This window comes from Bradyrhizobium sp. NC92 (assembly GCF_025200865.1).
In the GTDB taxonomy this organism is placed as follows: domain Bacteria; phylum Pseudomonadota; class Alphaproteobacteria; order Rhizobiales; family Xanthobacteraceae; genus Bradyrhizobium.
Genome location: NZ_CP104171.1, coordinates 5,033,487 through 5,047,712, shown reverse-complemented (window position 1 = coordinate 5,047,712; position 14,226 = coordinate 5,033,487). Strand labels below are relative to the sequence as shown.

Annotated in this window: 10 protein-coding genes and 1 tRNA gene; all 11 read left to right on the top strand. The window is 62.2% G+C overall.

What is annotated here, in order from left to right; all coding sequences use genetic code 11:
- The first annotated feature begins 114 nt into the window (after positions 1–114).
- The 11 genes from phbB to N2602_RS23655 all read left to right on the top strand — a co-directional run bounded on the left by phbB (position 115) and on the right by N2602_RS23655 (position 13,770).
- A complete protein-coding gene (gene phbB / locus N2602_RS23705) occupies positions 115–840 on the top strand; it encodes an acetoacetyl-CoA reductase (protein WP_260379620.1) in 726 nt (241 codons plus the stop codon).
- A 54-nt stretch (positions 841–894) separates the two neighbouring features.
- The gene (locus N2602_RS23700; RefSeq protein WP_260379619.1) at positions 895–1,230 is read left to right on the top strand and encodes an acyl-CoA thioesterase; all 336 of its coding nucleotides are present in this window, start codon (positions 895–897) and stop codon (positions 1,228–1,230) included.
- A 33-nt stretch (positions 1,231–1,263) separates the two neighbouring features.
- Positions 1,264–1,683: a TIGR01841 family phasin gene (phaP, locus tag N2602_RS23695; RefSeq protein WP_260379618.1), complete on the top strand. Its 420-nt coding sequence runs from the start codon at positions 1,264–1,266 to the stop codon at positions 1,681–1,683.
- A 68-nt stretch (positions 1,684–1,751) separates the two neighbouring features.
- Positions 1,752–4,028: an NADP-dependent malic enzyme gene (locus tag N2602_RS23690; protein WP_260379617.1), complete on the top strand. Its 2,277-nt coding sequence runs from the start codon at positions 1,752–1,754 to the stop codon at positions 4,026–4,028.
- Positions 4,029–4,078: 50 nt separating this feature from the next.
- Positions 4,079–5,401 (top strand): NAD(P)/FAD-dependent oxidoreductase, encoded by a 1,323-nt coding sequence (locus tag N2602_RS23685; protein ID WP_260379616.1) that lies wholly within the window; start codon positions 4,079–4,081, stop codon positions 5,399–5,401.
- Between the two features lie 50 nt (positions 5,402–5,451).
- Positions 5,452–6,843, top strand: a complete 1,392-nt coding sequence (locus tag N2602_RS23680; RefSeq protein WP_260379615.1) for a cytochrome ubiquinol oxidase subunit I — start codon at positions 5,452–5,454, stop codon at positions 6,841–6,843.
- Positions 6,840–7,844, top strand: coding sequence for a cytochrome d ubiquinol oxidase subunit II (locus tag N2602_RS23675; RefSeq protein WP_260379614.1), 1,005 nt, complete (start codon positions 6,840–6,842; stop codon positions 7,842–7,844). The genes N2602_RS23680 and N2602_RS23675 overlap by 4 nt, the downstream gene beginning before the upstream one ends.
- A complete protein-coding gene (locus N2602_RS23670) occupies positions 7,837–9,729 on the top strand; it encodes an ATP-binding protein (RefSeq protein WP_260379613.1) in 1,893 nt (630 codons plus the stop codon). The genes N2602_RS23675 and N2602_RS23670 overlap by 8 nt, the downstream gene beginning before the upstream one ends.
- A complete protein-coding gene (locus N2602_RS23665; RefSeq protein ID WP_260379612.1) occupies positions 9,719–11,095 on the top strand; it encodes a sigma-54 dependent transcriptional regulator in 1,377 nt (458 codons plus the stop codon). The genes N2602_RS23670 and N2602_RS23665 overlap by 11 nt, the downstream gene beginning before the upstream one ends.
- Before the next feature lie 152 nt (positions 11,096–11,247).
- Entirely contained in the window at positions 11,248–12,948 is a 1,701-nt protein-coding gene (locus N2602_RS23660) for an alpha/beta hydrolase (RefSeq protein ID WP_260379611.1), read from the top strand.
- Positions 12,949–13,666: 718 nt separating this feature from the next.
- Positions 13,667–13,770 (top strand) — tRNA-Arg (locus N2602_RS23655).
- Positions 13,771–14,226 lie beyond the last annotated feature (456 nt).

Below are 14,226 nucleotides of genomic sequence, written 5' to 3'. Positions count from 1 at the left end.
CCGACGGCCGATCCATTCGGCTGGAATGAGACGCGGACGACCACTGGCCGTCCGCGAACGGCGAAGGCTCTTTTGAAGCCGGCGAATACAACATGAACCAATCAGGAGGGGATGATGTCCAGAGTTGCGGTGGTGACCGGCGGAACGCGCGGCATAGGTGAAGCAATCTCGGTTGCGCTCAAGGCGGCCGGCTACAAGGTGGCTGCGAGCTATGCCGGCAACGAGGAAGCGGCCGCCAAATTCAAGGCCGAGACCGGCATCAAGGTCTACAAATGGGACGTGTCGAGCTATGAGGCCTGCGCCGCCGGCCTGAAACAGGTTGAAGCGGACCTCGGTCCGGTGGACGTGCTTGTCAACAACGCCGGCATCACCAAGGACAGCATGTTCCACAAGATGGCGCCGGAGCAATGGTACCAAGTCATCAACACCAATCTGAACTCGCTGTTCAACATGACCCGGCCCGTATGGGAAGGGATGCGTGAGCGCACGTTCGGCCGGGTGATCTGCATCTCTTCGATCAACGGCCAGAAGGGGCAGATGGGGCAGGTCAACTACTCCGCCGCCAAGGCCGGTGACATCGGCTTCGTGAAAGCGCTGGCCCAGGAAGGCGCGCGCGCAGGGATCACGGTCAACACGATCTGCCCGGGCTATATCGCGACCGAGATGGTCAAGGCGATCAACCCGGAGGTGGTCGCCAAGAACATCCTGCCACAGATCCCGGTCGGGCGCTTGGGCGAGCCGCACGAGATCGCGCGAGTGGTCGTGTTCCTGGCATCCGACGACGCCGGCTTCATCACGGGCTCGACGATATCGGCAAATGGCGGCCAGCACATGCTGTGAGCCACCGCCATGTCGATCCAGCCACGAGGGGATCTGACGACACGAACGCTCGCTATGCCGGCGGATGCAAATCCGAGCGGCGATATCTTCGGCGGCTGGGTGCTCTCGCAGATGGATATCGCGGGCGGCATCCATGCCGGCCAGCGGGCGCAGGGGCGTGTTGCCACGGTGGCGATCGAGGCGATGCATTTCATCAAGCCGGTCCATGTCGGGGACGTCCTCTGCGTCTACGCCTCGCCCGAACGTATCGGGCGCACGTCGCTGGCGATCCGCCTGGAGGCCTGGGCGCTGCGCAGGCGCCTGGGCGAGCGTGTAAAGGTGACGGAGGGCATCTTCACCTTCGTCGCGCTGGATGCCGAGGGACGACCCGCGCCGATGCCGGCCAGTTGAGACGAGCCGTAACGACCAATGATGGAGAGGGGAATGTCCGACGAAAAGAGGGCAGGGACGATCGATTGGAATCTGCCAGGTCTCGACTTCGCGAAGCTGATCGAATCCTGCCAGATCAGCGGCGTCGATATGAAGGCGTTGCTCGAGATGGAGAAGAAGAACATCGACGCCCTGATCGAGGTCAACCGCTCGGCCTATGAGAGCTGGCGAAGCCTGATGGCGCGGCAAGCCGAGGTCTTCCAGGAAACGATGACGGCAATTGCCGCCGAGGCGGGCAACGAAGCCGTGGCGGGACGGCGCGCCGAGATCGCGCGGCAGGGATTCGAGACGGCGCTCGCCAACATGCGCCAGCTCGCCGAGACCGCAACCGAACAGCAGATGCAGACGATCGAGTTATTGCGGCGGCGGTTCGAGGAAGGAATGGCCGCATTGCGTGCGCGCGGCGGCGCCTGAAGTCAACCGGCCGCGAGAGGCAACAGGGCGTATCTGCCCATCGAACAAGCGTAGGAACGGGGAATACGATGGACCAGGATCTGAGGGAAGCCGCGCTCGAATATCATCGCCTGCCAAGGCCGGGAAAGATCTCGGTCGTGCCGACCACCGCGATGGCCACGCAACGCGATCTGTCGCTGGCTTATTCACCCGGCGTTGCGGAGCCCTGCCTCGTCATCGCCGAGGATCCGCTGCAGGCGGACCAACTGACCGCGCGCAGCAACCTGGTCGCCGTCGTCACCAATGGCACGGCCGTGCTCGGCCTCGGCAATATCGGCGCTCTGGCGGGCAAGCCCGTCATGGAAGGCAAGGCGTGCCTGTTCAAGAAGTTCGCCGGCATCGATGTGTTCGACATCGAACTCGCCGAGGAGGATCCCGACGCCTTGATTGAAACCATCGCCAGGATGGAGCCGACCTTCGGCGGCATCAATCTGGAGGACATCAAGGCGCCGGAGTGCTTCTACATCGAGCAGCAGCTCCGCAAGCGCATGAAGATCCCTGTCTTCCATGACGACCAGCATGGCACCGCGATCATTGCGGCCGCGGCAATCCTCAACGGCTTGAAGCTGGTCAAGAAGGATATCGCCAACGTCAAGTTGGTCTGCTCCGGCGCCGGCGCTGCCGCGCTGGCGTGTCTCGATCTCATCGTCAGCCTCGGCCTGCCGCAGGATCGTATCATCGTCACCGACGCGAAAGGCGTGGTCTATGTCGGCCGCACGGAAGGCATGGACGACAACAAGGCGCGCTATGCGGTGAAAACCGAGGCGCGAAAGCTCGACGAGATCATCCAGGACGCGGATATCTTTCTCGGCCTGTCGGCGGGCAAGGTGCTGACGCAGGACATGGTCAAGCGGATGGCACGGGATCCCCTGATCTTTGCCATGGCCAACCCGATTCCCGAAATCATGCCGGAAGACGCGCTGGCGGTACGTCCGGATGCGATCATCGGCACGGGGCGGTCCGACTATCCCAACCAGATCAACAACGTCCTCTGCTTTCCCTTCATCTTCAGAGGCGCGCTCGACTGCGGAGCGACCACCATCAACGAGGAGATGAAGCTCGCGACAGTGCGTGCGCTGGCGGATCTGGCGATGGCGGAAGTGCCCGAGGTAGTCGCCGTTGCGTACAAGGGAGAGGAGCTTCGCTTTGGCCGTAACTACCTCATCCCAAAGCCGCTCGACCCCAGGCTGATCGAAGTCGTGGCGCCCGCGGTTGCCAAGGCCGCGGCCGACAGCGGCGTCGCCAGGCGCCCGATCGCGGACATGGAGGCGTATCGCCAGCAGCTGAGCCGGTTCGTCTACCATTCCGGCAACGCGATGCAGCCGGTATTCTCGGTAGCGAAGGGAAGCGGCAAGTCGCTGCTTCTGGCCGAGGGTGAAGACGAACGCGTGCTGCGCGCGGCACAGGTGGTCGTCGACGAGCAGATCGCAAAGCCCTTGCTGGTCGGCCGGCCATCGACCATCGAGGAGCGGATCAAGTCCTTCGGTCTCCGGCTCAGGCCGGGGAGCGACTGCGAAATCATCGATCCGCTTGATTCACAAGTCTATTCCCAATGTGCGGATGTCTACCACGGACGCAGGAAGCGTGATGGAGTGTCAGCGGCGCTGGCGCTTTCCGAGACGCGCAGCAACGCTACCGTACTTGCCTCGATCCTGCTCGAAAGAGGGCTTGGCGATGCAATGCTGTGCGGGGTCATCGGCAGGACCTCCGATCACCTGGCGGCGATCCGCAACGTGATCGGGCCGCGCGAGGGTGTGCGGACGCTGGCTGTGATGCAGATGCTGATCCTGCAGCAGCATCAGCTCTTCATCTGCGACACCCACTGCAATCTCAATCCGACCGCCGAACAGGTCGCCGACATCGCGCTGATGGCCGCGGCGGAGGTGAGCCGATTTGGCATTATCCCGCGGGTGGCGTTGCTGTCGCATTCGAGCTTCGGAAGCTCCGCGGTTCCCGAAGCGCGCAAGATGCGGGACGCGCGGGCGATCATTCTTGCGCGATCTCCCGGTCTCGCGGTCGAAGGCGAGATGCGTGGCGATGCCGCATTGTCGCCGTCCGTGCTGCATCACGAGTTTCCCGATTCCGGTTTTGAGGGTCCGGCGAACGTGCTGGTGATGCCGAATCTCGACGCGGCCAACATCTCCTACAATCTGCTCAGGATGGCGGCGGGGCAGGGACTGACGGTGGGCGGCATCCTGCTCGGCGCGGCGAAGCCGGCGCACATTCTCACGCCATCGTCCACCGTCCGGCGCATCGTGAACATGGCCGCGGTCGCTGTCGCGGATGCGGTGTCCGAGCGGGCCTGATCCGGAGAATATTCTTGGACTCGTTGTGAGCGCGCTTGGTCGAGGTCATCATGAGTAAGCCGCAATTGGGAAAACCCCGGATTGTGATCGTCGGCGGCGGAGCCGGCGGACTGGAGCTTGCGACGCGCCTCGGCGACAAATACGGACGCAAGGGCAAGCTCGACCTCACTCTGATCGAGCGAAACCGCACCCATGTGTGGAAGCCGAAGTTGCATGAGATCGCAGCCGGCAGCATGGATATCTCCGCCCACGAGGTCGACTATCTCGCGCAGTCCTATTGGCACAGCTTCCGCTACCGCGTTGGCGAGATGATCGGGATCGACCGGGACAAGCGCCAGGTGCTGGTCGCGCCCTATTTCGATTCCGAAGGCCGGGAAGTCACTCCGAAGCGGACCTTCGACTATGACGTCCTCGTGGTGGCCGTCGGAAGCCAGACCAACGATTTCGGCACGCGCGGCGTCGCCGATCATGCGATCAAGCTGGAATCACAGCTCGATGCGCGGCGGTTTCACGAGCGCATGGTCAACGCCTGCATCCGCGCCCATGCCCAATCGGCGCCATTGGGAACGCACCAGCTGAAGGTCGCGATCATCGGCGCCGGGGCCACCGGTGTCGAGCTGGCCGCCGAGCTCCACAGAACGACGCGGGAGGTGGTGGCGTATGGCCTCGACCAGGTTGATCCGCAAAAAGACATCAGGATCACCTTGATCGAAGCCGCCGATCGGGTGCTTCCCGCGCTGCCCGAACGGGTCTCGAACGAGACGGTGAAGCTGCTCGCCAGGCTCGGGGTGAATGTGCTGACCGGTGCCAAAGTCTCCGAGGTTGGTTCCGACCGCGTGAGCCTGACAGACGGCCGGACGATCCCCGCTGAACTGATCGTCTGGGCGGCCGGGGTCAAGGCGCCCGACTTCCTGAAGGAAATCGCCGGCCTCGAGACCAATCGCATCAATCAGCTGGTGGTCCGGCCGACCTTGCAGACGACGCGCGACGACGGCATTTTTGCCATCGGCGATTGCTCGGCCTGCTCATGGGGCGAGCGCGGCAACGTCCCGCCGCGCGCGCAGGCGGCGCATCAGCAGGCTTCCCATCTCTACTCGCAGATCCCGCGCTATCTTCGGGGCGAGCGGCTGAAAGAATATCGCTATCGGGACTTCGGATCGCTGGTATCGCTCGGCGAATTCAGCACGGTCGGCTCGATGATGGGCGCTCTGGTGGGGGGCAGCCTCGTGTTCGAAGGCATGTTCGCGCGGATGATGTACCTGTCGCTCTACAAGATGCACGAACACGCGCTGCATGGTTCGACCAAGGTCGTGCTTGATACGCTGGCCCGCCTGATCACCCGGCGTACCGAGCCACATGTGAAGCTGCATTGACGCGCATTTGAGCCACGCACGAGATGTTGCCTGGACCGGGAGGGATGTTGATGGACGCCGTGTTCCTTGCGCGCATGCAATTCGCCGCCAACATCACGTTCCATATTCTGTTCCCGTCGATTTCGATCGCGCTCGGCTGGATGCTTCTGTTCTTCAGGTTCAAGTACCTGCGTGCGACCGATCCACAGCAGAAGCTCGACTGGCTTCAGGCCTACCGTCAGTGGACGAAGGTGTTTGCCCTGACTTTCGCGCTCGGCGTCGTCAGCGGCGTCACCATGAGCTTTCAGTTCGGCACCAACTGGCCGGGCTACATGGAGCGCGTCGGTAACATCGCCGGCCCGCTGCTCGGTTATGAGGTGCTGACCGCCTTCTTCCTGGAGGCGGGCTTCCTCGGCGTCATGCTGTTCGGTCATCGCCGCGTCGGCGAGATGGTTCACCTCAGTGCGACCGTCCTCGTTGCGTTTGGCACGTTGATGAGCGCCTTCTGGATCCTGGCTCTCAATTCCTGGATGCAGACGCCTGCCGGTTACGAGATCGTGGGCGGTCAGTTTCACGCGAGCAGCTGGCTGGAGATCGTCTTCAATCCCTCGTTCCCGTATCGCCTGGTCCACATGGTGCTCGCATCCGTGCTGACCTGTGCATACCTGTTGATCGGGATAAGCGCCTGGCAGCTGCTGAAAGGCGTCGCAACCACCAGTGCGTCGCGGGTGCTGCGGACCGGGCTGATCCTGGCCGCGCTGGCGGCGCCGGCACAGATGGTGGCGGGCGACTTTCACGGGCTCAATACGCTCAAACATCAGCCGCAGAAGATCGCAGCGGTCGAGGGCATTTGGGAAACCACGCGCGGCGCGCCGCTCCTGCTGTTCGCCATCCCCGATGACGCGGCGAGAACGAACCATTTCGAGCTGGCGGTGCCGAAGCTCGCGAGCCTGATTCTGCGGCACGATCCGGATGGGGAGCTCAAGGGGCTGAACGAGTTTCCCTCGGCTCATCCGCCGGTCCTGCCGTTGTTCTGGTCGTTTCGGATCATGGTGGGCACCGGCATCCTGATGCTTCTCGTCAGCTGGGTCGGCCTGTGGTGGCATTGGCGCGATGGCTGGGATTTCGCCAGAATGCCGCGGCCGATGCTGCGGATGTTCGCGGTCATGACCTTCGCCGGCTGGGTGGCGACCATAGCCGGATGGTACGTCACGGAAATCGGCCGCCAGCCCTTCATCGTGTCCGGTCTCGTTCGAACCGCTGATGTCGCTTCCGGGGTGCCTTCGTCGAGCATCGCGGTGACCCTCTCCGTCTATGTCGCGCTCTATCTGGCGCTGCTCGCGGCCTATATCGGCGTGCTCAAATACCTCGCCGAGACCGCCGATAAGAAGCCGTACGCAAGTACGTCGGCCGCCGTGCCGGGGGAGCCGAAGCCATATCAGCGCGAGGGAGAATTCGCATGACCTCGATGTCATTCGACGAGCTGCTGCCGCTGATCTTCATCGGGCTGATGGGCGTGTCGCTGCTCGTCTACGTCGTGAGCGACGGATACGATCTCGGGGTCGGCATGCTGATGCACCGGGCGACGCCCGAGGAGCGGGATACGATGGTCGCATCGATCGGTCCGTTCTGGGACGCCAACGAGACTTGGCTCGTGCTTGGCGTTGGCCTACTCCTGATTGCCTTCCCCAAGGCGCACGGGCTGGTACTGTCGGAACTGTACCTGCCGACCACGCTCATGCTGGTCGGCTTGATCTTGCGCGGCGCAGCCTTCGATTTCAGGGTGAAGGCGAAGGCCAGCCGGAAGGGAATGTGGGACCGTCTGTTCATTGCCGGCTCGATGCTTGCCTCGGTCTGTCAGGGCTGGATGCTCGGCCGCTATGTCAGCGGCTTCGGCGTGGGCTGGAACTATCCGATCTTTGCCGGCGCCATCGCGGTCGCGCTGCCGATGGCCTACGCGCTGCTCGGCGCAACGTGGCTGGTGATGAAGACGGATGGCCCGCTGCAGGACAAGGCGATCGAGTGGAGTAAGATTGCCTGGCCGCCGATGGTCATCGGCTTGATTCTGATTTCGATGGCAACGCCATGGATCAGCGAAACGGTCCGCATACGGTGGTTTACCTTGCCGGCAATCATTGCCGTCGTGTCGATTCCGATGACGGCGGGAATCGCGCTGGTGACCGTGCGTGCGCTGCTTGGCTCCTCCGCCGTGCGCGGCCCCCTCTGCTGGCTACCGTTTGCCTTGCTCGTGTCGGTCTTCCTGCTGAGCTTTCTCGGCCTCAGCTACAGCATCTACCCCTTCGTGGTGATCGACAGGCTCACGGTATGGGAGGCTGCCAGCAGCCCGGATTCGCTCAAGATCATCCTGATCGGCGTGTGCCTCACGCTCCCAGTCATCGTCGCTTACACCGGATTTTCCTATCGCGTATTCCGGGGCAAGACCATAGAGTTGGACTATGCGTGAGCCATCCTTTGCCATGGCCGGCGCTCCTCGGTTTGTCCTGGTTCATACGATGACGGAGCTTTCATTCCCGGGGGAGGTCAAGGGGGGGTATGAAGCTGGTTCGACCGCATCCAGCTCGATGCGTTGGCTTGTTCGCGCAATAGCTGCTCTTGCCTTGGTCGCAGCGGCGTCGGGGCTCGGCTATGCCATCGCGTTCCAACGGGGACTTGACCGTCTGCACGTTGCCGCTCAGCAGCGGCTTGCGGTCGAGGCGGCCAGGCTCGACGGCTATCTCTCCAGATTTGAATATCTGCCGTCGCTGCTTGAGACGTCGCCAAGCGTATTCAAGTTGCTCGGTGATCCCGCCGATCCCGCGCTGCAGCAATCGGTCAGCCTGTACCTGAAGTCGATCAATCTGCTTGCCGGGGCCGACAATCTTTACGTCTTGAGCGTCTCGGGCGAAGCCTTGGCTGCCGCCGACTTCGATGATCCCGGCACACCCGTCGGCCGGGACCTGTCATATCGGCCTTATGTGAGCGAAGCCCTCGAACGTGGCCGGGGCGCGTTTTTCGGTGTCGGCATCACCAGTGCACGCGCCGGCTATTATCTCTCCTACGCCCTCAAGGAGGGCGGGGCCACCAAGGGGATCGCCGTCGTCAAGATCAATCTGGATTCGTTAGAGCGCGGGTGGCGCGACCTTCCCGGCGACGCACTTCTCCTCGACGAGCGGGGCGTGACGATCCTCGCCTCGCGCGAAGCGTGGCGCTATCGCCCGATCGCGCCGCTGTCGCGCGAAATGCTCGACGATATTGCGCGCTCAAAGCCTTACGCAGACTACAATCTGACGCCACTCGGATGGACCGTCATCCGGTCCGAAAGTGGTGCCGCGCGCATCGCCACCGGGAATGGAGCGGACTATACGGCGAGCGAGCTTCCGATCAATCGGGGCCTCTGGAAGCTCGTCCTCCTCGATGACGAGGCGCCGGTCCGGCAGACCGCGCTGATCATTGGCGCGCTGTCGGGTGTTGCCTCCGTCGCTGCCTTGCTGGCGCTCGGACTCGCGCTGCAACGCCGCAGGGAGATCAGGCAAAGGCTGGCCAATCAGGCTGCATTGCAGGCGGCGCACGACATGCTCGAGGTGAGGGTGCAGGAACGAACCGCCGAGTTGCGGGCGGCGCAAGACGAATTGGTGCATGCCGGCAAGCTCGCTGCTCTCGGGCAGATGTCCGCCGGCATCGTGCATGAGTTGAACCAGCCCTTGGCCGCGCTGCAGACCGCGGCCGACAATGCCATCCTGCTGGTCGATCGCGGGTCGATGGCCGAAGCTCGCGGCAACCTCACCCGGATCGGCGAGTTGGTGCGGCGGCTCGGACGCTTGACCGGCCAACTCAGGGTTTTTGCCTACAAGTCGAGCGGCCCGCTTGACCCGATCCCGGTCGAGCAGGCGGTGGCAGAATCGCTCAAGATACTTGCCGCACGTATCAAGGAGGACGGGGTAACTGTCGTGACAGACATCGAGGCAAGTCTCAGCGTCCTTGCCGACCAGACGCGCCTCGAGCAGTTGTTGTGCAATATTGTGGCGAATGCGCTGGATGCCGTGGAGAGCATCGAGCGGAAGTCGATCGTCATCCGGGCTGCCCGGGAAGAGGGGCAAGCCGCCCGCTGCCGCATCACCATCAGCAACAGTGGCCCCGAGATCGCTTCCGATGTTCTCAGGCGCATGTTCGAGCCGTTCGTGACGACGAAGCCCGCGGGCAAGGGCCTCGGTCTCGGCCTGATGCTGTCCAACCACATCGCGCGCTCCTTCGGCGGCGAATTGCACGGGCGAAATCTTCCTGATGGCGCCGAATTTGTCGTGATCCTTCCCTTGGCCGAGATGACAGAGGCGGCTTTGCATGGGCGATGACCAATCCATTGGCGTGATTTACGTCGAGGACGACGAGGATGTCCGCATCGGTGGCGTCCAGGCGCTCGAACTTGCGGGGTTCCCGGTCTCGGGTTTTGCCTCGGTCGAGACCGCCAACGCATCCGTGCGCGCCGACATGCCCTTTGTCGTGGTCTGCGACGTGCGACTGCGCGGCAAGAGCGGCCTTGATTGGCAGTCCGACCTCCGCAGGCTGGATCAGGACCTGCCCGTGATCTTGATCACCGGACATGGCGATATCTCAATGGCCGTGCAGGCGATGCGAAACGGTGCCTACGACTTCATCGAGAAGCCGTGCTCATCCGAGCAACTCGTATCCGTCGTACGAAGGGCGGCCGAAAAGCGGCGCCTCACTCTCGAGGTTCGCTCGCTGCGATCCGCATTGTCGGACCGCCAGGGAATCGAAGCGAGCCTGCTCGGCCGATCGCCGCAGATCCAGGAAGTGCGCAGGCTGGTCTCCACTCTGGCCTCGACCAATGTGGACGTGACGATCTATGGCGAGACCGGCACCGGCAAGGACGTGGTCGCGCGTTGCCTGCACAATCACAGCGGGCGGCGCGCCGGCAATTACGTCGCCGTCAATTGCGGCGGCCTGCCCGAATCGCTGGTCGAGAGCGAGCTGTTCGGGCACGAAGTCGGAGCCTTCACCGGAGCCACCCGCCAGCGCATCGGCAAGATCGAGTATGCCAATGGCGGAACGCTGTTCCTAGACGAAATCGAGAGCATGCCGCTGAGCGTTCAGGTGAAGTTGCTCCGCTCGTTGCAGGACCGGTCGATCGAGCGCGTCGGAACCAACAAGCCGATCTCGGTGGACTGCCGGGTGGTGGCCGCGAGCAAGACGAACTTGTTGGAGCTGAGCGAAAAGAAGCTGTTTCGCGCCGATCTCTATTACCGCCTCGGCGTCGCTTTCATCGAACTGCCTCCGCTTCGCGAGCGCCGTGAAGACATTCCCCTGTTGTTCGAGCATTTCACGCTGGACGCCGCCAGGCGGTTCGAGCGTGACGCGCCGATCTTGGACGAGCAGACGATGTCCGCTCTGCTGGCCTATTCCTGGCCCGGCAATGTACGCGAGCTTCGCAACGTCGCCGATCGCTTTGTGCTGGGTGTCCTCGACGGCAAGGCCATCAACAAATCCGGGTTTGACACGTCGGATCCGTCGTTGCCGCGGCAGCTCGAGAACATCGAGCGATCGATCATCGAGGACGCGCTGCGGCGCAAGCAGGGCGACGTGCAGGCAACCGCGATGCTTTTGGGCATCCCGAAGCAGACCTTGTACGACAAGATCAAGCGTCTCGCCGTGAACGTCGATGGCATCCGCGAGGGCTCGGTCGTTCGCGCGGGAAACTGACGTTCCGAAGCGACGGTGCCGTGCAGGCAGGCGGATTTGGCATGCGCGCGGCGAAGAATGAAGAGGGCGCCGAATAGAAGCCGTCCCTGTCGAAACGCAATACATCATCCTGGTTGCAGAGTGAGGGAAGTCCAATGGATCGGCCATTCAATATGCCTGATGAGTTCGTCGACGCGTTCGCAAAGGCGGGCGCGAGCCTGTGGCGATCGCTGGGGTGGCCGACAGGCGATGAACACGACGGCGCGGCGATCAGCCCGCCTCTGGCGTCTTCGGGACGAATCGTCGAGTTGCGGGCCGACTATCTGAAGGGCCTGTACCAACTCACGGAGCACTTCATGACATCCGCGGCAGGCGGGCACGGCAATGGGGGCGTCGAACCGGCGCGCGGCGACCGCAGGTTCAGCAGCACGGAGTGGCGGGAGAGTCCGCTCTACAGCCTGTTGAAGCAATCCTATTTGTTGAATTCGCGCTACTGCACCGACTTCGTCGAAGCCCTGGATATGGACGAAAAGGAAAAAAATCGGCTGCGCTTCTTCACGCGCCAACTCGTCGAAGCGATGAGCCCGACCAATTTTATCGCCACCAATCCGGATGTGATCAAGCTTGCGACCGATACCGATGGTCAGAGCCTCAAGACCGGCCTGGACAATCTGGTGGCGGATCTGGGCAAGGGCAATTTGACGATCACGGACGAGACCGCATTCGAGGTCGGAAAGAACGTCGCGACGTCCAAAGGCGCGATTGTGTTCGAGAACGAGCTGTTTCAGCTCATTCAGTACGAGCCGGCAACCGAGCAGGTGGCCGCACGGCCCCTGTTGATCGTGCCGCCGTGCATCAACAAGTTCTACATCCTGGACCTGCAGCCGGCCAATTCCTTCGTTCGGTTTGCCGTTGAGCACGGCCAGACCGTGTTCGTAGTGTCCTGGCGCAATCCCGACGCGTCCTGCGGGCATTTTGGCTGGGACGACTATGTCGAGCACGGTGCGATGCGCGCTATCGAGATCGTCCAATCGATCGCGGGAGCCGACAAGATCAATGTCGTCGGCTGGTGTGTCGGAGGCACTATCCTGTCGTCGGCGCTCGCGATCCTGCGGACTCGCGGCGACGAAAAGGTCGCCAGCGTCACCCTGCTGACCACCATGCTCGATTTCCGCGAGCCGGGCGATCTCGGCGTGTTCGTGGACGAAGAGAGCCTGCGACAGCGCGAATTGACGATCGGAAATGGTGGCATCTACCGCGGCGCGGAGCTGGGATTCGTCTTCCAGACCCTGCGTTCGAAAGAATTGATATGGCCGAATGTGATCAACCATTATTTGAAGGGAAAGCCGCCCGAACGCTTCGATCTCCTGTTCTGGAACGCAGACGTGACCAATCTGCCTGGCCCGATGTATTGCTGGTATATCCGCAATATGTATCTGGAGAACAATCTCCGCGAGCCCGGCAAGTTGACGATGTGCGGCACGCCTGTCGATTTGGGGCAGGTCGATTTACCGGCCTATGTCCTGGCAACGGTCGAGGACCACATCGTGCCATGGCGATCCGCCTACCGGACGACAGGCTTGTTCGGGGGCGATACGCGCTTCGTCCTCGGCGCGAGCGGACACATTGCCGGCGTAATCAACCCGGCATCGAAGAACAAGCGGAGCTATTGGGTTTCGGACGAGCGATGCGAGGATCCGGCAACATGGCTGGCGGGTGCGGAAGAGAAGCCGGGCAGCTGGTGGAACGACTGGATCGGCTGGCTCAAGCCGCAGTCGGGAGAGCAGCTACCGGCGCGCGCGCAGCTCGGAAGTAACCTCTACCCGCGTGGCGAACCGGCGCCCGGCCGGTACGTGAAGGCGAAGGCGAACTGAAGGTCGAGCCTGCAAGCTGGCTGCCTTACGGACTCGAGTGGGAATGGCATCCTGCCGTTCCGGGATCGCTCGGCTTCAGTGACGAGCACGGTTCAATACATCCTATGGTCGCTCGGATCTGGGAATTGGAAGCGAAGCCCGTTTAAGAACTTTTCTATTGTCTCTAGTCGGATATCGCTTGCCGGAGCTGGCTCAAGCTTGCCCATGATGGATTGGAGCGAGAGTTCAAGTTTTTCAATCGCTTAGATGGTCGCGTGTGCACGACGTGTGCACCGGGAGATCAAGAAAAATCGCACAACAGACAAGTTGAGCAGGCTTGTGGTGCCCGCGTAGGATCTGAATCCGGGCGCCGACGAGTGCTTATGTGCAGTCTCAGTTGTTCGATGCGGAACGATCGAAATCGTAGGTTTGACTCCCACTCTCTCCGCCATACGTACTTGATTTTACTTATGTTTTTTAAGAAACTTGCGCCTGACCCACGGATCGACCCCCAGCGCGACTTGGTCTGCAGCCTGCCGTGAGGCATCGGCCAACTTAAACTTGCAATGGCCAGCCCCATGCAAACCGGCCCAAGCTACCGGCCTCGCTGGCCTTGCAAGACCTCTGTCTGGCGGCAGCATGCCGCCGCACGAGCTCGGAGTAGTTTAGGCGCTCCCGACAGTCAGCCGCGTCCCTTTGGCGCCGCCTTTCAGACCAAGGAGCGGTCCAGAGGCCGCTCAGCTAACTTGGTCAAATAAATCGCAGAAGGTCGCCGCCAACAGTCGAGTGAGCGTTGCCCTCCGAAGGCAAAGGTCACACGTTCGAATCGTGTCGGGTGCGCCAGTAAAATAAGAGCCTTTTTGAATTCTCGCCTGCTGACAAAGCCCTCACCGGAAGCATACCGGAAGCATTCACTTAGGCCGGGAAAATTGCGCTCCCGTCAGAGATTTGGGAGCGTGGCATGATCGAACGCCCCCCTCAGTCCCCGGCCGCTTAGTCACCGTCTTCAGCATCGCTTAGGCGAAGTGTCTCAGGCTCGCGAGACCCATTCTGAGCGCGTTGTAGGCTGCGCTCGCGGCAACATCTAGCAAGGCGTCGGCGAACTTTTTGCGAATCCTGGAGCACGCGGCGGCGGGTGCGCTTCGATTTCGTCCAAGAGTATATTTCTCTCTACTGAGCAGCGAGCACCCCGAATCCCCCACGCCGGCCCTGTGAATAGTAGGATAAAGGCGCTGCTCCTCGCGTCGCTACCTTTAATTGTGCAATCGTGAAGGCCTGCTGATTCGCCAATACGCGCAG

Excerpts from the sequence above, each read along its gene's own strand:
- N2602_RS23670 (WP_260379613.1), top strand. The coding sequence starts at position 7,837 with ATGCGTGAGCCATCCTTTGCCATGGCCGGCGCTCCTCGGTTTGTCCTG.
- N2602_RS23685 (WP_260379616.1), top strand. The coding sequence starts at position 4,079 with ATGAGTAAGCCGCAATTGGGAAAACCCCGGATTGTGATCGTCGGCGGC.
- N2602_RS23660 (WP_260379611.1), top strand. The coding sequence starts at position 11,248 with ATGCCTGATGAGTTCGTCGACGCGTTCGCAAAGGCGGGCGCGAGCCTG.
- N2602_RS23680 (WP_260379615.1), top strand. The coding sequence starts at position 5,452 with ATGGACGCCGTGTTCCTTGCGCGCATGCAATTCGCCGCCAACATCACG.
- phaP (WP_260379618.1), top strand. The coding sequence starts at position 1,264 with ATGTCCGACGAAAAGAGGGCAGGGACGATCGATTGGAATCTGCCAGGT.
- N2602_RS23665 (WP_260379612.1), top strand. The coding sequence starts at position 9,719 with ATGGGCGATGACCAATCCATTGGCGTGATTTACGTCGAGGACGACGAG.
- N2602_RS23690 (WP_260379617.1), top strand. The coding sequence starts at position 1,752 with ATGGACCAGGATCTGAGGGAAGCCGCGCTCGAATATCATCGCCTGCCA.
- phbB (WP_260379620.1), top strand. The coding sequence starts at position 115 with ATGTCCAGAGTTGCGGTGGTGACCGGCGGAACGCGCGGCATAGGTGAA.
- N2602_RS23675 (WP_260379614.1), top strand. The coding sequence starts at position 6,840 with ATGACCTCGATGTCATTCGACGAGCTGCTGCCGCTGATCTTCATCGGG.
- N2602_RS23700 (WP_260379619.1), top strand. The coding sequence starts at position 895 with ATGCCGGCGGATGCAAATCCGAGCGGCGATATCTTCGGCGGCTGGGTG.